Annotated in this window: 16 protein-coding genes; 8 read left to right on the plus strand and 8 right to left on the minus strand. The window is 32.5% G+C overall.

The window, feature by feature from the left end; translation table 11 throughout:
• Positions 1–4 precede the first annotated feature (4 nt).
• Positions 5–580 (minus strand): DUF2911 domain-containing protein, encoded by a 576-nt coding sequence (locus MUN68_RS03140; RefSeq protein WP_249995264.1) that lies wholly within the window; start codon positions 578–580, stop codon positions 5–7.
• A 214-nt stretch (positions 581–794) separates the two neighbouring features.
• Between MUN68_RS03140 and MUN68_RS03145 the strand changes: the two genes are divergently transcribed.
• The 6 genes from MUN68_RS03145 (at position 795) to MUN68_RS03170 (ending at position 7,685) form a co-directional block, all read left to right on the plus strand.
• The gene (locus MUN68_RS03145; RefSeq protein WP_249995265.1) at positions 795–1,346 is read left to right on the plus strand and encodes an RNA polymerase sigma factor; all 552 of its coding nucleotides are present in this window, start codon (positions 795–797) and stop codon (positions 1,344–1,346) included.
• Positions 1,330–1,914, plus strand: coding sequence for a hypothetical protein (locus MUN68_RS03150; protein ID WP_249995266.1), 585 nt, complete (start codon positions 1,330–1,332; stop codon positions 1,912–1,914). Before MUN68_RS03145 ends, MUN68_RS03150 begins: the two co-directional genes overlap by 17 nt.
• Before the next feature lie 120 nt (positions 1,915–2,034).
• A complete protein-coding gene (locus tag MUN68_RS03155) occupies positions 2,035–3,504 on the plus strand; it encodes a hypothetical protein (RefSeq protein ID WP_249995267.1) in 1,470 nt (489 codons plus the stop codon).
• A gap of 41 nt (positions 3,505–3,545) precedes the next feature.
• Complete coding sequence (locus tag MUN68_RS03160) at positions 3,546–5,051, plus strand: serine hydrolase domain-containing protein (protein WP_249995268.1); 1,506 nt, start codon at positions 3,546–3,548, stop codon at positions 5,049–5,051.
• Between the two features lie 4 nt (positions 5,052–5,055).
• Entirely contained in the window at positions 5,056–5,736 is a 681-nt protein-coding gene (locus MUN68_RS03165) for a peptidoglycan DD-metalloendopeptidase family protein (RefSeq protein ID WP_249995269.1), read from the plus strand.
• Positions 5,737–5,825: 89 nt separating this feature from the next.
• On the plus strand, positions 5,826–7,685 hold the full coding sequence (locus tag MUN68_RS03170; protein ID WP_249995270.1) for a T9SS type A sorting domain-containing protein: 1,860 nt from the start codon (positions 5,826–5,828) through the stop codon (positions 7,683–7,685).
• Positions 7,686–7,694: 9 nt separating this feature from the next.
• On the opposite strand, the gene MUN68_RS03175 is transcribed toward MUN68_RS03170, so the two are convergent.
• The 7 genes from MUN68_RS03175 to MUN68_RS03205 form a co-directional block, all read right to left on the minus strand.
• Positions 7,695–8,102 carry a hypothetical protein gene (locus MUN68_RS03175; protein ID WP_249995271.1) on the minus strand — a complete coding sequence of 136 codons (408 nt, stop codon included), beginning with the start codon at positions 8,100–8,102 and terminating at the stop codon, positions 7,695–7,697.
• 131 nt (positions 8,103–8,233) lie between these two features.
• A complete protein-coding gene (secA, locus tag MUN68_RS03180) occupies positions 8,234–11,587 on the minus strand; it encodes a preprotein translocase subunit SecA (RefSeq protein ID WP_249995272.1) in 3,354 nt (1,117 codons plus the stop codon).
• 177 nt (positions 11,588–11,764) lie between these two features.
• Positions 11,765–11,986, minus strand: coding sequence for a DUF2795 domain-containing protein (locus MUN68_RS03185; RefSeq protein ID WP_010177336.1), 222 nt, complete (start codon positions 11,984–11,986; stop codon positions 11,765–11,767).
• Between the two features lie 152 nt (positions 11,987–12,138).
• Positions 12,139–12,714 carry a cob(I)yrinic acid a,c-diamide adenosyltransferase gene (locus MUN68_RS03190; protein ID WP_249995273.1) on the minus strand — a complete coding sequence of 192 codons (576 nt, stop codon included), beginning with the start codon at positions 12,712–12,714 and terminating at the stop codon, positions 12,139–12,141.
• A gap of 66 nt (positions 12,715–12,780) precedes the next feature.
• Positions 12,781–13,464: an ABC transporter ATP-binding protein gene (locus MUN68_RS03195; RefSeq protein WP_249995274.1), complete on the minus strand. Its 684-nt coding sequence runs from the start codon at positions 13,462–13,464 to the stop codon at positions 12,781–12,783.
• Between the two features lie 75 nt (positions 13,465–13,539).
• The gene (locus tag MUN68_RS03200) at positions 13,540–14,310 is read right to left on the minus strand and encodes an O-methyltransferase (protein WP_249995275.1); all 771 of its coding nucleotides are present in this window, start codon (positions 14,308–14,310) and stop codon (positions 13,540–13,542) included.
• Between the two features lie 3 nt (positions 14,311–14,313).
• Positions 14,314–16,182, minus strand: a complete 1,869-nt coding sequence (locus MUN68_RS03205) for an ABC-F family ATP-binding cassette domain-containing protein (RefSeq protein ID WP_249995276.1) — start codon at positions 16,180–16,182, stop codon at positions 14,314–14,316.
• A 103-nt stretch (positions 16,183–16,285) separates the two neighbouring features.
• Here MUN68_RS03205 and MUN68_RS03210 point away from each other — a divergent pair, with 103 nt between their 5' ends.
• Positions 16,286–17,080, plus strand: a complete 795-nt coding sequence (locus MUN68_RS03210) for a polysaccharide biosynthesis/export family protein (protein WP_249995277.1) — start codon at positions 16,286–16,288, stop codon at positions 17,078–17,080.
• Between the two features lies 1 nt (position 17,081).
• Positions 17,082–19,568 carry a polysaccharide biosynthesis tyrosine autokinase gene (locus tag MUN68_RS03215; protein WP_249995278.1) on the plus strand — a complete coding sequence of 829 codons (2,487 nt, stop codon included), beginning with the start codon at positions 17,082–17,084 and terminating at the stop codon, positions 19,566–19,568.
• The last annotated feature ends 1 nt before the right edge of the window (position 19,569 follow it).

A 19,569-nucleotide genomic window follows, 5' to 3' on the forward strand; every position in this document is an offset into this window, starting at 1 on the left:
GCCTTTATTCCTTTTTGTCTTTTAACACCACTAAAGGTACGGCAATTTTTGTTTTGTCCCAAGCCATAGTTAGCTTAAGGTCATCTGTAGAGTTATCAAATGCAATTGTAAATTGTTCTACAACTTTATCTAAATGTTCTGTGGCAACATCTATCTCCAAAAGATCATAATTTGGATCCCATAAGGGTTGCATTTGCTCATCAACTCCCCAAGGATATTGCTTTTTGTTAAGCATGACTTTCCAGACACTATCATTTGGAACTGTCCAAATTGAATATTTACCAGAAGGCACATAAATGCCATCCACCATCAAATTTTTATTAGTTTCAAAAGTCGTTGCTTCATTTGCTCCAGTTCGCCAAACTTTATTAAATGGAACTAAAGCGCCAAAAACCTCACGTCCTTTTTTTGAAGGTCTGTTATAAAAAACTTCTAATTTTAAATCGTTTAATTTAAATTCAACAGTGTCTTTCGGACTTAAACGGTTAGAGAAAATGTCTTCAACAAAATGCGAATAAAGAAAAAGTCCAATAGCTACAATGGACAAAAAAATAAGAAGTCGTTTTAAAAACGTATTCATAATAAATATTAATTTCAAAGTGGGTTATAAAGATACTAGTAAATCAATGACATCACAATATTACTTAACGTACTTTTAGGATATCTATTATATTTTTATAAAAAAGTATAGCCTTTTTGCAACACTCTGTTTTTTGTGTCGTCTTTAAAGTGAACCGATATCAAATAGCTTATAAAAGTTATTGGGTATTTAACCAAACCAAAAGAAATTTTAGATGTTACAATCTAATATTATTGAAAAATGTAGGCAAAATAATCGCATCGCTCAACTGCAGTTGTATAAGCAGTATTGTGATGGCATGTATATCGTTGCTATGCGCTTTATGAAAGATTCAATGGAAGCTGAAGATATCGTACAAGAAGCTTTTGTAAAAGCATTTTCAAAATTAGATCAGTTTAAAGCTGAAGTCACTTTTGGAGCTTGGTTAAAACGTATCGTTATCAATAAATGTATTGACTGTTTAAAATCTAAGAAGCAACATTTGCAAGAATTAGATGAGGTGCACCTGAAAGTAGTCGACTCAAATTATGAAAACGAATGGTTAGTAGATGATACAATAACAGTAGATGAGGTAAAAGATGCCATCGAAAAATTACCAGATAAATATCAATATGTCGTCATGTTGTATTTGGTAGAAGGTTATGACCATCAGGAGATTTCTCAAATTTTAAATATTACAGAAATCGCATCAAGAACTCAACTCTCAAGAGGGAAATCAAAATTAAAAGCACTTTTAACACCCATTAAAAATGGCACAAGATCTTAGAAATTTATTTGAAAATGATCAGAAGGATTCGCAATTAAAAATGAGCGAAGGTCATGAAACGCGTTTTCTTGAAAAGTTAGATAACGCATTGCCTGAAGAAACATCAATCAAAAAACGTTTCAGCAGTTTACAAATAGCGGCAAGTATAGTTGTTTTAATTGGGTTGGTCTTTGGAGCATATAAGTTCTCACAGCAACCAAAATCGATTACAAATCAGGTTGTAACTAATGATAATCAAACCAGTGAAGATCAACTTAAGTCACTTGGAGATATTTCTCCAGATTTAAAAAGGGTTGAAAATTATTATTTGGCAAATATCAGTCTAGAATTATCTAAAATTAAGCAAACTCCAGAAAATAAAGAACTTTTTGATGGTTATGTTGTAAGACTTGCAGAGTTAAATCAAGAGTATAAACGTCTTTCGGTAGAACTTACAGAAAATGGACCAAATGAGTTAACCATTAGTGCCTTGATTGATAATTTAAAATTACGTCTTAATTTATTGTATCGCTTAAAAGAACAATTACATGATTTAAATGCTTCGGATGAAGCCAAACTAAATACTTAAGACTTTATTGAAATGATATTTCAAAACAAAAATAAAACCATGAAAACAAAATATACCACGTTATTTCTATTGCTTTTCTGTTTCACAATTTGTGTCACAGCGCAGCAAAAGTTAACAAAATTGTCAAAGGAAATTGATGTTACTAAAGATGTAATTATCGATTTAAATACAAGCTATGTAGAAATTGAAATCGATACATGGAACAAGAACACATTAGAAGTTGAAGCTTTTATAGAAGGCGAAAAACTATCTAAAGAAGAATTGCAAGACGCACTTAAAGAATGGAATCTTAAAGTAGAAGGGTCTGGAGATTATGTAAAAATAAACTCGGAAGGTTCTCACAGTTCTTGGAGTAATTTGCATAGTTTAAATCTGGATTTAGAAGATTTGAATTTAGATTTAGAATCGCTTGAAAGTTTAGGCGATTTAAATCTATTTATAGCAGAAATGCCTGAAATGCCAGAGATGCCAATGTTGCCAGAGATGCCAGAAATGGCTCAAATAGTTATGCCAGAATTGCCAGAATTACCAGAATTACCTGATGGAGTTACAAATGTAAGCTTTGATACAGAAGCTTATGAAAAGGAAGGAGAATCATATTTAAACAAATGGAGTAAAGAATTTGGTAAAGAAAATGAGGAAGCAATGAAAGTTTGGGGAAAAGAAATGGCAAAAGTTGATTTCTCAGGTTACGAAAAAGCTATGGAAAAATGGGGAGAAAAATTTGGCAAAGATTATGAAGCTAAAATGGCAGTTTGGAGTGAACAAATAGAAGAGGAGTTTGACGAAGATTGGTCGAGAAAAATGGAAGTTTGGCAAGAAAAGTATGGAGAAAAAATGGAAAAGCGAGCTTTAATTTTAGAAAAGCGAATGGCAGATCGTGAAAAAGAAATGGAAATTAGAGCTAAAGTAATGGAGAAACGTCATGATGAAAGAGCAGATTTATTAGAAAAACGCCATGAAGCACTAGAACGCAGAAATCATAGTAGAAGTTTGTTTTCAAGTAGTCATAATGTTAAAAAAACAATTAAAATCAAAATGCCTAAAAAAGCAAAGTTGAAAATGAATGTGAGACATGGCGAATTAAAAATGTCTTCAGTAATAAATAATATGAAAGCAGATATATCACATGGTGTATTTGTGGCAAATCACATTGATGGAAGCGAGACTTCCATCAATGTATCTTATTCTCCTATCGATATTACTACATGGAGTTTAGGTGAACTCAATATTAAATATGTTGAAGATGCGCATATTCAAACCGTTGGTGGTATGATGTTAAATAGTATTTCTTCAGATATTGTTCTCGGAAATCTGTTGGATACTGCAATTATTGATGGGAGTTTTGGTGACTTGACAATTGCTAATATTGCGGATTCTTTTTCTAATTTAAATATTATTTTAGAAAATAGTGAGGCTTTAATAGCGTTGCCTCAAAATGAGTATAGCGTTTATTTTAAAGGCAATCGATCAAAATTAAATAATGTAATGACGAGTAATAAAACCATTGAAAATTATCCTAATGGTAAAACGATGGTGAAATCAATTGTACTGAATGCTAAGTATAGTGATGTTGTCCTTAAAAATTAAAACTGTACATTTATCACATAAAACTACATAATCAAAACATTATGATTTTTTTAAAACAGATCACATTGGTATGTCTCATTTCGGCATGCTTTTTTTCATGTAAAACTGATACGAACACAGCAAACGCTGAAGACACGAAAAATAAGTATACTCGATTTATCATGGACATGAAAGCTGAGGGTTTAGCTACCGGAAATATTTTGGTGTATGAAGATGGTAAAGTTGTTTTTAAAAGTTCTAATGGGTTACGTTCTATTAATCCAATTGATTCTTTAAACTTCAAATCTCAATTTCGATTGGCTTCTGTAAGTAAACAATTTACAGGAATGGCTATTATGAAATTAAAGGAAGCTGGAGAAATTGAGTACGATCAAAATGTGAATACCATTTTAACAGATTTTCCTTATGATAATATTTCAGTGCGTCACCTCTTACATCATATTTCAGGACTCACAGATTATGAGCGTATTATAGCTCGAAATTTTGTAAAAGAAGATACTACCAAAACTTATATTCTTGGAAATGATGAAGTTTTAAAAGAATTTTATCGTGTTAACCCAAAACTAGACTTTCAACCAGGAGAAAAATGGGAATACAGTAATACTGGTTATATAGTCTTGGCTTCTATAGTTGAGAAAATTTCAGGACAACATTTCAGAGACTTTTTAAAACAAAAGATTTTTGATCCTGTTGGAATGAGAAATACAACTTTGTATTCTTATCAAATAGATGCAGATTCCAATATGCCGAACCGAGTGTATGGATATCGATATGGATTGAATCAAAAAGATTTGATTATTAATGATTACAATATCGTCAATGGTGTAAGAGGTGATGATGGGATTTATTCTACTTTAGAAGACTTGTACAAATGGAATATGGCATTAGTTAACCACACAATTATTCCTAAAGATTATTTAGATGAAGCATGGACTCCTGGGAAACTGAATAATGGTGATGCTACAGAATATGGTTTTGGATGGGGTTTGGTATCTAAACCAGGAGAGCCAATAGTGGTAAATCATTCAGGAGGATGGGTTGGTTTTGCTACATTTTTACACAATGAAGTAGATGCGAAAAACGGTTTCATTATTTTAACTAATGATTCAGGTGAGAATTATAGGCCTATATTAGATAATGTTAGAAATATGAGTGATGGGAAACATTATGTAATGCCAAGGAAAAGTGTTTATAAAGAGATGGCTAAACGCACTTATAATACCAATGTTAAAGATGCTATTGAATTTTATCACAAGGTGAAAACTGATACAATAGGTTATGTTGTAAGTGAAGGCGATAATAATTGGTTAGGTTATGCATTCTTAAATGAAAATAAACCATCTGATGCATTAGCCATATTTAAATTAAATATTGAGGAGTTTCCTAAATCAGCAAATACATATGATAGTTATGGTGATGCTTTATTGGTTAAAGGTGATACGTTGCTAGCCCTAGAGAATTTTAGAAAATGTTTTGCTATGGATAGTACTTTACTATACGCTAAAGATAAATCTAAAGTATTAGAAGCTGCTCTGAAAGTTAAATAACGTTATGAGAGTGTCATTAGAAGCCCTATTGAAAGCATTACCTAAATGCTCAATATTTGACACGGATATTTCTAAAAACCAATATGTTGCTTTAGATTTATCTATAACCAACAATACGCTTAAATCAATTAATGTCACATCTTCGGAAGCATTAGAAAATTACATCAATAGCCATATCAAGTCTAATGGAGTGCAAATCGCTTTTGGTGGTTATCTTGAGACTAGAAATATTTACCAACGAAGCAATTATTTCAACAATAAAAACCCAGAAACCGAACGGAATATTCACTTAGGACTTGATTTGTGGATTGCTGCTAAAACACCAATTTATTCGCCTTTAGATGGTGTTGTGCATAGTTTTAAAAACAACACCAATTTTGGCGATTATGGTCCAACGATTATTCTTGAACACAAAATAAAAGGCATTAGTTTTTATACCTTGTATGGTCATTTGAGTTTAGCGTCTATTCAGAGTTTGAAAGTAGGACAGGTGTTTGAAAAAGGCGATCAAATTGCAACTTTGGGCGATGCTTCAGTTAATGGCGATTATCCACCACATTTGCATTTTCAGATTATAAAAGATATACAGGATTATGTTGGCGATTATCCTGGTGTTTGTTCAAAACAAGATTTGGAGTTTTATAGGAATAATTGTCCAGATCCTTTATTTTTGCTGGATTTTTAATTTTATAATCGGAAAATATAAATTCTATTGTAGTAACCTTTTGTAGATAATTGTATCTTAGTAGTATAAACTAATTTAAATTAAAGGGTATGAAAATATTTTACACTCTATTTTTATTCTTCTTTTCAATTGCTCTAACTCAAGCACAAATTGTTAATATACCCGATTCTGAATTAAAACTTGTTTTAACGTCATTTAATTGTGTAGATATTGATAATGATGGTTTTCCAGATGCAGATGCAGATACTAATGATGATGGTGAAATTCAAGTAAGTGAAGCAGAAGCTGTTGAATATCTAATTTTATCAGGAGTGATTTTTGATTTAACAGGTTTAGAATCCTTTACTAACCTCAAAACTTTTAATGCAGAAAATGCTGATTTCTATGAGATTGGATTTGTAGGAGGCATACCTCAATATACAGGTATAGGTATTTTAGATCTTACTTTTATGTCTAGTGTAGAGCGAATTTTAATTACTACTGAATATCTTACTGCAATTGATGTTTCTGGTTTAACCAACCTAACTCACCTTCAGTTGTTTAATGTTCTTTATGGAAGTTCTCAAGGAGTTGGAGTTCAACCCGTTCCTGTAAACCTTCAAGATTGTTCTAACCTGTTGAATCTAAATATGATGAATTCTTTATTAGATATAGATTTTTGTCAAGTACCAACTATCGAGGAATTGAATAGTTTTGCATTGGATCCATCTGTTGGACTAATTAATTTAAATCTCAATTGTTTAACTAATTTGAGAGTATTGGATATCAGTGAAAACCAATTTGATTCGTTATATCTTAAAAACGATTCAGTTATAGAAACATTTAGCGGCTTTAGTACTTTTGGTAACGTCTTATGTGTTGATGATAATCAGATGGAACTTGATAGTCTTGGTGAAATGGTTAATAATTTTGATACTGTGACTACAACTTGCGAAGATGCAGATGGTTCAAATGTCATTTTTGGATTTATTGATAGAAATGCATCTACTAGTGGTAGTGAAGACTGCGGAACTCCTACTGGATCTAATGATTTTGTAAATCCATTGCGATTTAATGTGATGCAGAATGGTGAGTCTGTTTCTAATTTTTTGCCTGTTAATTCTGGTTATTATGAAACACCTATTGGTTTAGATCAAGGTGATTATGTGGTAATTCCAACGGTTAATTTTTCAGATGGTTATAAGGTAGTTCCTGAACAATTTAATGTCTCTTTTGCGACAAATAATAGTGAAATGTTTGAACAGAATCTCTGTATGAAACCAAGGGTTGAAACCGTTAATGGGATTGAGATAAAGTTTTTTCCTTATTATTATCCGCCAGACCCAAGCCTAGATAGGTTTGATAGTTACGTAGTGCTAACCAATACGACTAATGTAAACTATACAGGAAGTTTAAGGCTTAATTACGATAATAATTTTACATCTCCTTTAGACTATGATGTATTTCCAGATAGTGAGTCTAATGGAGATACGATTTGGAATAGTTTAACTATTGATGCTAATGATTATATTGTCATTTGGTTACGAATACGCTATAATAGCGAAAACGATCCTGATTACCCAGTTATAGATGGAGACCAATTGGTATATGATTTGTTTTTAACAGAACAAACAAACCCAACTACTGAAAGTACAGAGTCAAGTTTTAGACTGATTCAAACCATTAATCCAGATGAAGAGGTTTTAAATGTCAATGATGTTTCAAATCAAAAACCTGAGTTAGATATTTATCCTAACCCTTCTAATGAGTTTATAAATATTGAGGTTAATGAAAATATTCTGGAGATTACAGTTTTTTCAATGACTGGACAGTTAGTGAACTCCGTAAAATATGACCAAAATAATTCGAAATTAATTAAAATGAATATTTCCGAATTTGATCAAGGAATTTACTTTTTATCTATAAAAACAAGTAAGTCTACATTTACTGAAAAGATAATCAAGAATTAAATTGATTTTTTAAGTTTTTGACATCTGTTTTTTAGCTATTGATGTTCCAACTAAAAACCCAACAAAAGCCAAAGCACCATCCGAAATTGTGAACCATAGTTCTTTTGGTAACATGAAAATATTGAAAAAGGTTGCTGCTACCATAAGTAAACCAACAATATAGGCAGGAATCATACTCGTTTTAGAAATTAATCCAGCAACAAACATTCCTGCTGCAATTCCCATAAAATGACCAATGACAACAAAGATTTTTGAACCCATTGGTATTTGATCCATATTGTTTTTTATCCATTCCATATCCATAGGATTTGCATCTTCTGGTAACGGAAATAAATTTTGACCAATAAGTGATTCGAAAATATAAACAATTAAAGAGGCTACAATTAACCCGATTATGGTTGCTAGAATATTTTTCATGATGCTGTTGTTTAATTAGTGGTTTCAAGGTAATAAAAAATCCCGAACGTTTTGTTCGGGATTTTTTAGATTTATCACTTCGTTCTGAATGACACAATATTAGTAATATTCAAATGTCACTTAGCTACTGACTATTCTTCAATGAGAACCCATTCGCCTTTAGCGATTAAGGGTTCAGCTTGTTTGTATTTAACCGTTTTATTTTCACCACTCATAACATGCTTGATTGTCACACGATCATTACGACCAATTTTTGGTTTGTCGCGAACAATAGTTTCTACAACTTCTTGCTGACGTTGTGTGTTTCCTGCAGCTCTACTTTGTGCCGCACGTTCATCCATATTTGGGATTTCGTCTTTTTGAGTCTCTAATTTTTCTTGCTTACGTGCTTTAGCTTCTTGAATGTTGTTTTGAGTTTCAGTAGGTAATTCACCTTTAAATAAGAACGAAATAACATCCTTATTTACCTGATCAATCATTTCTTTAAACAATTCAAAAGCTTCAAATTTGTAAATTAATAATGGATCTTTTTGCTCATGTACAGCTAATTGTACAGATTGCTTTAACTCATCCATTTTACGTAAATGTGTTTTCCAAGCGTCATCAACAATAGCTAAAGTAATGTTCTTTTCAAAATCGTTAATTAGCTGCGTTCCTTTGGTTTCGTATGCTTTCTCAAGATCTGTTACTACTTGTAAATTCTTAACACCATCTGTAAAAGGAACAACAATACGTTTGTATTGGTCACGCTGATTTAAATAAACATTCTCAATCACAGGGAATGCTAATTCAGCATTACGTTGCATTTTTTGTCTGTAGTGCTCAAAAGCAGCTTTATATATTTTACCAGCGAGATCTTGAACTGAAAGCTTTCCAAATTCAGCTTCAGAAATTGGAGAACTCATAGAGAAATATCTAATGAGTTCAAATTCGAAATTCTTGAAATCTTCAGCTTCTTTGTTTGTTGTAGCAATCCCTTCAGACGTATCGTAAATCATGTTTGCTAAATCCACACGAAGACGTTCTCCATGAAGTGCATGACGACGACGTTTGTAAACCACTTCACGCTGAGCATTCATCACATCATCATATTCTAATAAACGCTTACGAACACCAAACTGGTTTTCTTCTACTTTTTTCTGAGCACGTTCAATAGATTTTGAAATCATAGAATGCTGAATGACTTCACCTTCTTCTAATCCCATTTTATCCATCATTTTAGCAATTCGCTCACTACCAAAAAGACGCATTAAATTATCTTCTAAAGACACGTAAAACTGTGAACTACCAACATCACCTTGACGACCAGCACGACCACGTAACTGTCTGTCTACACGACGAGAATCATGACGTTCTGTACCAACAATAGCTAAACCACCAGCGGCTTTTACTTCATCAGATAATTTAATGTCAGTACCACGACCAGCCATATTAGTTGCTATGGTTACTTGTCCAGAACGACCAGCTTCATCTACAATTTCTGCCTCTTTTTTGTGTTGTTTTGCATTTAAGACATTATGAGGAACTTTACGTTGCGCTAAAATTTTACCTAATAATTCCGAAATATCTACAGAGGTTGTCCCAATTAATACTGGTCGTCCTGCTTGTGATAATTTGGTCACTTCATCAACGACAGCATTGTATTTTTCACGTTTTGTTTTGTACACTAAATCTTGTCGGTCATCACGAGCAATGGGTCTGTTGGTTGGGATTTCAACCACATCTAATTTATAGATTTCCCAAAATTCTCCAGCTTCAGTAACCGCAGTACCTGTCATACCAGAAAGTTTGCGATACATTCTAAAGTAATTCTGAAGGGTTACAGTTGCAAAAGTTTGCGTCGCATCTTCAATTTTTACATTTTCTTTTGCTTCTATCGCTTGGTGTAAACCGTCACTATAACGACGACCATCCATAATACGACCTGTTTGCTCATCGACAATCATGACTTTATTATCCATGACAACATACTGAATATCCTTTTCGAATAACGCATAAGCTTTCAGTAATTGATTAAGTGTGTGGATGCGTTCAGATTTTATTCCGAATTCTCTAAATAAATCTTCTTTTTCAGCAGCTTCTTCTTCTTTAGAAAGTCCTTTAGCTTCAATTTTTGAGATTTCCATACCAATTTCTGGCATGACAAAGAAATCTGGATTGTCTTTACCAGACAAATATTCAACACCTTTATCAGTTAATTCAACCTGATTATTTTTTTCTTCGATAACGTAGTAGAGCTCTGCATCAACTTTCGGCATTTCTCTATTGTTATCTTGCATATAGAAGTTTTCAGTCTTCTGAAGTAATGCTTTTATACCTTCTTCACTTAAGAATTTAATTAAAGCTTTGTTCTTTGGAATACCTCTGTAAGCTCTTAATAATAAGAAACCACCTTCTTTTGTGTCTCCTTCTGCAATAAGTTTTTTTGCTTCGGCCAAAACACCAACAAGTTCTTTCTTTTGAACATTTGAAATGTCATCAACTTTAGGTTTCAATTCTGTAAACTCATGACGATCTCCTTGAGGAATTGGTCCAGAAATAATTAATGGTGTACGTGCATCATCGACTAATACAGAATCGACTTCATCGACAATGGCATAATGATGTGGACGTTGCACTAAATCATCTGGCGAATGTGCCATATTATCTCTTAAGTAATCAAAACCAAATTCATTATTGGTTCCGTAAGTGATATCTGCTCTGTAAGCTTTACGTCTAGCTTCAGAGTTTGGTTGGTGGTAATCAATACAATCTATGCTCATTCCGTGAAACTGGAAAATAGGAGCCATCCATGCACTATCACGTTTTGCTAAGTAATCATTTACAGTAACTAAGTGGACACCTTTTCCTGCTAAAGCATTTAGATATACAGGAAGTGTTGCTACTAAGGTTTTACCTTCACCAGTTTGCATCTCTGCAATTTTACCTTGATGCATTGCTGCACCACCAATTAGCTGAACATCATAATGAATCATGTCCCAAGTAATGGCTTTACCAGCAGCATCCCAAGAATTTGACCAAATGGCTTGATCACCTTGTAAGGTTACATAGTCTTTATCACCAGAAACCAAACGATCAAATTCACTAGCTTGAACAGGGATTTCAGTATTGTGAACAAAACGTTTTGCTGTTTCTTTAACCACTGCAAAAGCTTCAGGCATAATAGCGTTTAAAACACCTTCAGTAACTTCGTAGATGTCGTCTTTAATTTTATCAATAGATTCGTAGATGTCTTCTCTTTTGTCGATATCATCAGTGTCTTCTGCATCTTTCAATAATTGATCAATCTCGTTTTGTAGAGGCTTGCGAGCTTCAGCAATTTTTGCTTTAAACTCTGCTGTTTTTGCCCTTAACTCATCATGTGATAATTGCTCAAGAGCGCCTTCAAATGATTTCACTTGTTCTACAATAGGAGAGAGTGCCTTAACATCTTGTTTGGCTTTATCTCCTACAAATACTTTTAATACTGAATTTAAAAAACTCATTGGTGTTTATTTATTTTATTTAGAAACGTTGTGTTCAACGTTTTATCTTCTAGGTTTAAGAACCTCAAAGATATGATTTGTGTTATTTATTTTGAAAGATTAAGGCACAAAAAAAGTCTCTAAATGAGACTTTTTACGTTTCTTATATCGAAAAGATAATTTTCATTTCAATGATCTTTAATACTCGTCTTCATTCCAGAGATAATCTTCGTCAGTTGGGTAATCTGACCAAATTTCTTCAATGGAATCGTATGAGTCGCCTTCGTCTTCTATCGCTTGTAGATTTTCAACAACTTCTAATGGAGCTCCTGTTCTAATTGCGTAATCGATTAATTCGTCCTTTGTTGCTGGCCAAGGCGCATCACTTAAATACGATGCTAATTCTAATGTCCAATACATTTCTTAATGGTGTTTATTTTTTGCAAAAATAAAATTATAGTTCATAAAGCCAAGAAAAAATCGAATTAATTAAATAATAATTTAAAGAACGTATACTTTTTTATTGAATTTAAGCCTAGTAGAACTGATACTTTATTCTGCAAAGTGGTACTTTAAGATTCTTTTTGAGGAATCCATTTTACTTCTTCGGCTTGTAAGTCATAAGACAACTTTCGTGCCAATACAAATAGGTAGTCAGAAAGTCGGTTTAAGTACTTCAAACTTTCAGGTTGAAACGGTTCGATATCGTTAAGCGCACTTGCTAAACGTTCGGCTCTTCTGCAAACACAACGTGCTATGTGACAGAATGACACAGTTTGATGTCCTCCAGGTAGAACGAAGTGTGTCATTGGAGGCAATGCTTCGTTCATGGTATCCATTTCTTGTTCTAGTTTGGTTATATGTGATTCAGAAACCTTCGGAATGTTTAAGCGTTCTTTTCCATTTTTTAAAACAGATTTTTCGGGATCTGTAGCTAAAATGGCACCAACTGTAAATAATTTATCTTGAATATCCATCAAAACCGCTTTGTAGTGTTGGTTTATGTCTTGATCCCTTATGAGTCCTAAATGTGAATTGAGTTCATCAACGGTTCCATAACTTTCAATTCTAATATGATGTTTAGGAACACGCGTACCACCAAAAAGAGCAGTAGTCCCTTTATCACCTGTTTTTGTATATATTTTCATATATGCAAGTTAAAAGTTATAAGTTAAAAGTTAAAAGGTTTGCTAGAAATTGTTTAAGCATAAACACTAATTTCTTGTATCACTTTCAATCAAACCATCCCTTAAACGAATCACACGTTTAGCGTGTGCAGCAATATCTTCTTCGTGAGTTACCATAATTACAGTATTTCCTGCTTTATGTATGTCGTCAAAAAGAGACATGATTTCATGGCCAGTTTTAGAATCTAAATTTCCAGTAGGTTCATCTGCTAGTATAATGGATGGTTTATTTACTAAGGCACGACCAACAGCAACACGTTGACGTTGTCCTCCAGAAAGTTGATTGGGTTTATGATCCATACGATCTGCAAGACCTACATCAGTTAAAACCTCTTCAGCACGTTTGTTTCTATCCGATTTTGACATTCCAGCATATACCATTGGTAAGGCTACATTGTCTAATGCAGTTGTTCTTGGTAATAAGTTAAAGGTTTGAAATACGAAACCAATTTCGGTATTTCTGATATCAGCGAGTTCATCATCACTCATTGTGCTTACATCATTTCCGTTAAGAATATAGGAACCTGCTGTAGGAGTATCTAAACATCCTAACAAGTTCATTAGAGTAGATTTTCCTGAGCCTGAAGGTCCCATAATGGCAACATAGTCACCAAGCTCGATATCTAAATCGATACCTTTTAAAACATGAACTATTTCTTCTCCGAGTTGAAAATCACGAATGATGTCTCTAATTTCAATGACGTTACTCATTATAAAATTGGTTTTTAATTGATGTTTCTGCAAGATACAGATTCCTCTCCATAAGACGCAATACATTAGTGCTTGTTACAATCTAACCGTAAAATTTTCTTTGACTTGTTCTTTTCTGAAAAATACAAATCCCCAAAAAAAGGTATCTATGGTTACTGTAACTTTTGAATGTGATTTGATAACCTCCCAAGCTTCAACCATATCTTTCGACCAATGAATATCATCAAAAATGAAGATAGAATCGTTATGTGCTTTATCAATTAGGTTGTTAAAATATTTCAAGGTCGCTTCTTTATTATGATTGCCATCAAGGAATACCAAATCAAAATTGTCGTCTTTTAATTCTGAAAGTGCTTTGTCAAATTCTCCAGTTATTAGAGTAATATTATTTATATTAAAAGTGCTAAGTTGTTTTTTTGTTACATCTGAAATATTCGGACAACCTTCAATGGAAATTACTTGGTTTTCAGAATGACCTATTGCTAGAGCTTGAGTAGCTATTCCTAACGATGTTCCTAATTCTAAAGTATGCTGAGGTTTGAAATAGTGAACAATTCTATAGAGTAGTTGGGTTCTTTTTAGTGTTGAGCCTGAGGTTTTTGCGATAGAATTAATGGCTCTTAAATTAGATTTGAATATTCTAGAACCTGCACCAAAGTCTGTGATTTCAATTTGTTTTTTGTTTTTTAATATGGATGCTTTATAGGTTGATAATTTAGAGTATGCATTGTATTTTGTTTTGTCATAAAAACATTTGGTCACCAAATCATAAACAAAAGGTGAATGTACACCATGTTGATTGGTGGATTTGAATAAAAACGTTATGTATTCAATAATTTGAAACATGAATTAGGATTCAAACTTTTCAGATAATTCAAACCAACGCATCTCTTTATATTCAATATCAGTTATTATTTTTTGAAGTTGTTGAGATAACTCATTTATTTTGTCTTGAGGAAGACTTGTATCATTAAATTGTTCTTCTAAAGCTTTTTTGTCTAGTTCTAAAGAGCGAATTTTACTTTCTAAGTTTTTATATTCCTTCTGCTCATTATAAGATAATTTTTGAGCTTTATTTTGGTTATCCTTTTTTTCTGAAATAGAATTTTCTTTGACTTCTAATTTTATTTCTGGAGGCTTTGAAGATTCATATTCGCGATAATCAGAATAATTTCCTGGAAAATCTTGAACTTCGCCATTACCTTGAAAGACAAAAAGGTGATCTACTATTTTGTCCATAAAATATCGATCATGAGAAACTACTAAAAGACAACCCGGAAAGTCGAGCAAGAATTCTTCGAGAATATTTAATGTTACAATGTCTAAATCATTAGTTGGTTCATCAAGGATCAAAAAGTTAGGATTCTGAATTAAAACCGTACAGAGATATAAGCGTTTTTGTTCGCCACCACTTAGCTTTTCAACATAATCGTGTTGTTTTTTTCCGTCAAAAAGAAAGCGTTCTAATAATTGTTTTGCACTAATTTGTCTGCCTTTTGCTAAGGGAATAAATTCTCCAAACTCTTTAATAACATCTATTACTTTTTGTCCTGACTTGACTTCGATTCCACCTTGAGTATAATATCCGAATTTTACAGTGTCACCAAGAATAATTTTCCCAGAATCAGGTTGCATGGTATTTGTTAGCATATTAAGAAACGTTGATTTTCCTGTTCCATTTTTTCCTATGATGCCAATACGTTCTCCTTGTTTGAACACATACTCAAATTTGTCAAGAATTACTTTATCTTCAAATGCTTTTGAAACTTTATGGAATTCTGCGACTTTACTGCCTAGACGTACCATATTAATTTCTAGTTCTACTTTATGATCATTTCGACGTTGATGTGCACGTTTTTTTATGTCTGAAAAATCATCTATCCTAGATTTAGACTTTGTTGTTCTCGCTTTAGGTTGACGACGCATCCACTCTAATTCTTTTTTGAACAATTGTTTTGCTTTTCCTGTTTCAACCTGTTCTTGTTGAATACGTGCTTCCTTATTTTCTAGATAGTAAGAATAGTTACCTTTATAAGTATATAGTTTTCCGTGGTCAAGTTCAATGATTTCATTACATACACGTTCTAAAAAGTAACGATCATGAGTGACCATGAACAATGTAAACTGCGATTTCGCAAAATATTGCTCTAACCATTCAATCATTTCTAAATCAAGATGATTGGTTGGCTCATCTAGCACTAGAACATCTGGATTGCTGATTAAAGCTTGTGCTAAAGCGAGGCGTTTTAATTGTCCGCCAGACATTGTACTAATTTTTTGATCGAGATTGTCTAGTTTAAGTTGCGATAAAATTTGTTTAAACTGAAGCTCAAATTCCCAAGCGTTATGTATGTCCATTTGTTCAAAAGCTTTTTGGTAAGCTTCTGTGTCATCAGGATTCAATAAGGCTTTTTCATAGTTTTCGATGATTTTTAATTGTGGAGAATCTGAATTAAAAATGGTGTCATTTATGGTAAGGTTATTATCAAAATGAGGCGACTGTGATAAAAAGGAGATTCGTAAGCCATTTCGCATGACGACTTGACCAGAATCAGGAGAGTCGTCACCAGATAAAATATTTAAAATAGAAGTCTTACCGCTTCCGTTTTTAGCAACGAATGCAGTTTTGTCATCTTTATGAATACTAAAAGAGAGATTAGAAAAAAGTTCTAATTCGCCATAGGATTTCGATATGTTTTCAACAGTTATATAATTCAAATCAAATTTTTTACAAAGAAAAGGATATTACTCAAAAATACTGCGAATAGTTTTGATATTAATGGTGATAAGTTATATTTGTCAAGCAACAAGTAAATTTACAATGAATAGACTATTATTGCTTACAGGATTGTTACTTTGTGTCTTGTCTACATCATGTATCCCTCACAAGGATATTGTTTATCTGCAAGAGAAAGATAAACCTTCAGACTCAACACAAGTAATGGTTGAACAGCAGAAGCCTTACCGAGTTCAGATTAATGATATTTTGAATGTTAGAGTAAAAGCTTTAGATCAAGAAACAGTAACAATTTTAAATCCAGCTGGAGATGGGAATTTAAATGCAGATAGTGCAGAACGAGCTTATTTTGATGGGTTCACTGTTGATATGCATGGAAATATTCGCATTCCTACTTTGGGTAAAATTAATGTCCTCGGATTTACATGTGAAGACATTGAAAAACGTATTGAAAAGCAGCTTTTAGATGAGCAATTTAAAGAAACTGCAAATATTTTTGTTACAGTTAAATTGGCTGGTTTACGTTTTACTGTGAATGGAGAAGTTGGTTCACCTGGAACTATAACGCTTTTTCAGGAGCGCGTTAATATTTTTGAGGCTATAGCAAATTCTGGAGAAATACCCGTTTCAGGTAATCGAAAAGAAGTGCAAATAATTAGACAATATCCTCAAGGTCAAAAAATACATACTTTAGATTTAACAGATGTTGCTGTTATGAAATCTCCATATTATTACATCCAGCCAAATGATGTTATTTATGTTAGACCATTAAAGCAGAAAACTTGGGGAACTGGTACTACTGGACGTGAATCGTTAACGACTATAATATCTATTTTAAGTTTACTAACTACTACCATTTTGTTAATTAATAGAGCATAGCATGTCAAATCAAGACTATTTAGATAATGAAGAAGCTGGTCGCGTAAGTTTTGACTTTAGAGGTTATCTCTTTAAAGTGTTAAACCTATGGAAATTTGTATTGTTAAGCGTTGGAGTAGCGATGCTAATTGCATACTTCGTAAATGTAAGAAAACAGAATGTTTATAAGTTAGATTCTTTAATTTCTGTTGATAACGATCAAAATCCTTTTTTTACAGCAAATACAAGTATATCCTTTAATTGGGGTGGAGTTTCTGGTAAAGTTGGTAAAATACTTACTGCAATAAAAACAAGAAGTCATAATGAAAAAGTAGTTGATTCACTTCAATATTACATGGAGTATTTGGAAGAAGGCAAGTATCGGAAAGAAGATATTTATAAAAAAGCGCCTTTTGAATTTATTATTGATAAAACTAAAGGACAGGTTCTTGCTCATCCAATTGGTATACGATTTATAAATAATAATGAGTTTGAAGTGTTTACCGAATTTGAAGGTGCATTTGCTGCAACTCAAAAGTATAGTGATAAATCTAAGGCTAGAGTTGAAGTGCCAGTAGGATCTTATGTGAAAAAATTTAAAAATGGCGATGTGATAGAGTTGCCATTTCTTAATGGAAAAATATTGATAAAGCCTTCCAGAAGTGTGAAGCCAGGTTTAGAGTTTTTCTTAAGGTTTAGTAGTTTTGATATTGTTGTTAATAATTATAAATCTAAAATTATAATTGGCCCAAATTCTCAAACATCTCCTTCTATTTTAAAGTTACAGCTATCTGGAAATAACAAAGATAAAATTGTTGATTATCTCAACGCTACCTCTGCTATATTGAGTATTACAGAGTTAGAAAGGAAAAATTTATATGCTACAAATACGATTAGATTTATTGATAGTAGTCTGGCTGCTGTAAATTCAAATCTGAAGGATGTCACTGATGAAATGAACAAATTCAGAAAAAAAAATAAAGTATTTGATGTTACAAATGAAATTACTCAAATTTCAGAACAGTTGAGGCAATTTGATTTAGCCGAACAAAGTGAAGAATCAAAATTAGATTATTTAAATAACCTTGAAGTTTATTTAAATACAAAAACAGATTATACAAATATTGCTGCACCAACAAGTGTAGGTATTGATGAAGGGAATATTCTTAATAGTGTTTCTAAAATTATTGCTCTTGCTGCAGAAAGGCAAAATTTGGAATATACAACCAAAGAAGGTTCTGGTCTTTTTAAAGATTTAGATCGTCGTATAGATTCTGAAAAGAATGTGCTTCTTGAGACTATTGATGCAACAATGCGAACCATAAGAATTCAACTGTCTACATTAAGAAGAAATATTGCTAATTTAGAAGCTAAGTTGAGTGGTTTACCAGAAGATCAGCAACAATTCTTAAGAATTCAAAGAAAACTTGATATTAGTCAAGAAGCTTATAATATATATACAGCAAAACGTAGTGAGGCTGCAATTGTTAAGGCAGCAAATATTTCTGATCTTACTATTATTGATGAAGCAAAAGACATTGGTGGCGGATTAATCGGACCTAATAAGTCACTTAATTATATGATGGCATTAATGATGGGGTTCTTTATTCCTATGTCCTTAATTTTTATTGTTTTTCTATTAGATAATACAATACATGGATCTGATGAAATTGAACAATTGTCCAAAATTCCAATTTTAGGTTTAATAGGTAAGTATAATTATAAAAACAACTTAATTGTTTTTGAAAAACCTAAGTCGGCTGTTTCTGAATCCTTTAGAGCAATTAGGTCTAGTTTGCAATTTATATATAAAAAACAGAACAATGATTTAGGTAAAACTGAAGGAAAAACATTAATGATTACGTCATCAGTTAGTGGTGAAGGTAAGACTTTCTGTTCAATTAATATTGCTACTGTGTATGCCCTGTCTGGTAAGAAAACTATATTGTTAGGTCTTGATTTACGTAAGCCTAAAATCTTTGGTGATTTTAATATTGATAATGATTTAGGTGTTGTAAATTACTTAATAGGAGAACATACCTTTGAAAAAGTAAAATACTCAACTCAAATTGAAAATTTAGATATAGTCCCATCTGGACCAGTGCCACCTAACCCTTCAGAACTTTTAATGTCTGATAAGATGCGTGATCTTATAACCAATCTCAGGAAAGAGTATGATATGATTGTTCTAGATACGCCTCCACTAGGATTAGTGACTGATGCTCTTGAACTGACACAATACGCTGATGCAACTATTTTTATGATTCGTTTAGATTATACTAAAAAGGGCATGCTGTCTCTAATAAATGCCAAGCACAAAACAGGTGAAGTAAAAAATATAAGTTTTGTATTGAACTTCTATAAACATAAAACAAACCATAATTATGGTTATGGTTATGGTTACGGTTATGGTTACGGTTATGGTTATGGTGTTTACGGAAATGCTTATCATGAAAAGGATAAAAAGTCAATTTGGAAACGGATAAAAAAAGTCTTTAGTCGCGCTTAAT

Source organism: Psychroserpens ponticola (assembly GCF_023556315.2).
GTDB lineage: Bacteria > Bacteroidota > Bacteroidia > Flavobacteriales > Flavobacteriaceae > Psychroserpens > Psychroserpens ponticola.

Bases quoted from the DNA above. Each gene is read 5' to 3' on its own strand.
- MUN68_RS03140 (WP_249995264.1), bottom strand. From the start codon at position 580: ATGAATACGTTTTTAAAACGACTTCTTATTTTTTTGTCCATTGTAGCT.
- MUN68_RS03145 (WP_249995265.1), top strand. From the start codon at position 795: ATGTTACAATCTAATATTATTGAAAAATGTAGGCAAAATAATCGCATC.
- MUN68_RS03150 (WP_249995266.1), top strand. From the start codon at position 1,330: ATGGCACAAGATCTTAGAAATTTATTTGAAAATGATCAGAAGGATTCG.
- MUN68_RS03160 (WP_249995268.1), top strand. From the start codon at position 3,546: ATGATTTTTTTAAAACAGATCACATTGGTATGTCTCATTTCGGCATGC.
- MUN68_RS03165 (WP_249995269.1), top strand. From the start codon at position 5,056: ATGAGAGTGTCATTAGAAGCCCTATTGAAAGCATTACCTAAATGCTCA.
- MUN68_RS03170 (WP_249995270.1), top strand. From the start codon at position 5,826: ATGAAAATATTTTACACTCTATTTTTATTCTTCTTTTCAATTGCTCTA.
- MUN68_RS03175 (WP_249995271.1), bottom strand. From the start codon at position 8,102: ATGAAAAATATTCTAGCAACCATAATCGGGTTAATTGTAGCCTCTTTA.
- secA (WP_249995272.1), bottom strand. From the start codon at position 11,587: ATGAGTTTTTTAAATTCAGTATTAAAAGTATTTGTAGGAGATAAAGCC.
- MUN68_RS03185 (WP_010177336.1), bottom strand. From the start codon at position 11,986: ATGTATTGGACATTAGAATTAGCATCGTATTTAAGTGATGCGCCTTGG.
- MUN68_RS03190 (WP_249995273.1), bottom strand. From the start codon at position 12,714: ATGAAAATATATACAAAAACAGGTGATAAAGGGACTACTGCTCTTTTT.
- MUN68_RS03195 (WP_249995274.1), bottom strand. From the start codon at position 13,464: ATGAGTAACGTCATTGAAATTAGAGACATCATTCGTGATTTTCAACTC.
- MUN68_RS03200 (WP_249995275.1), bottom strand. From the start codon at position 14,310: ATGTTTCAAATTATTGAATACATAACGTTTTTATTCAAATCCACCAAT.
- MUN68_RS03210 (WP_249995277.1), top strand. From the start codon at position 16,286: ATGAATAGACTATTATTGCTTACAGGATTGTTACTTTGTGTCTTGTCT.
- MUN68_RS03215 (WP_249995278.1), top strand. From the start codon at position 17,082: ATGTCAAATCAAGACTATTTAGATAATGAAGAAGCTGGTCGCGTAAGT.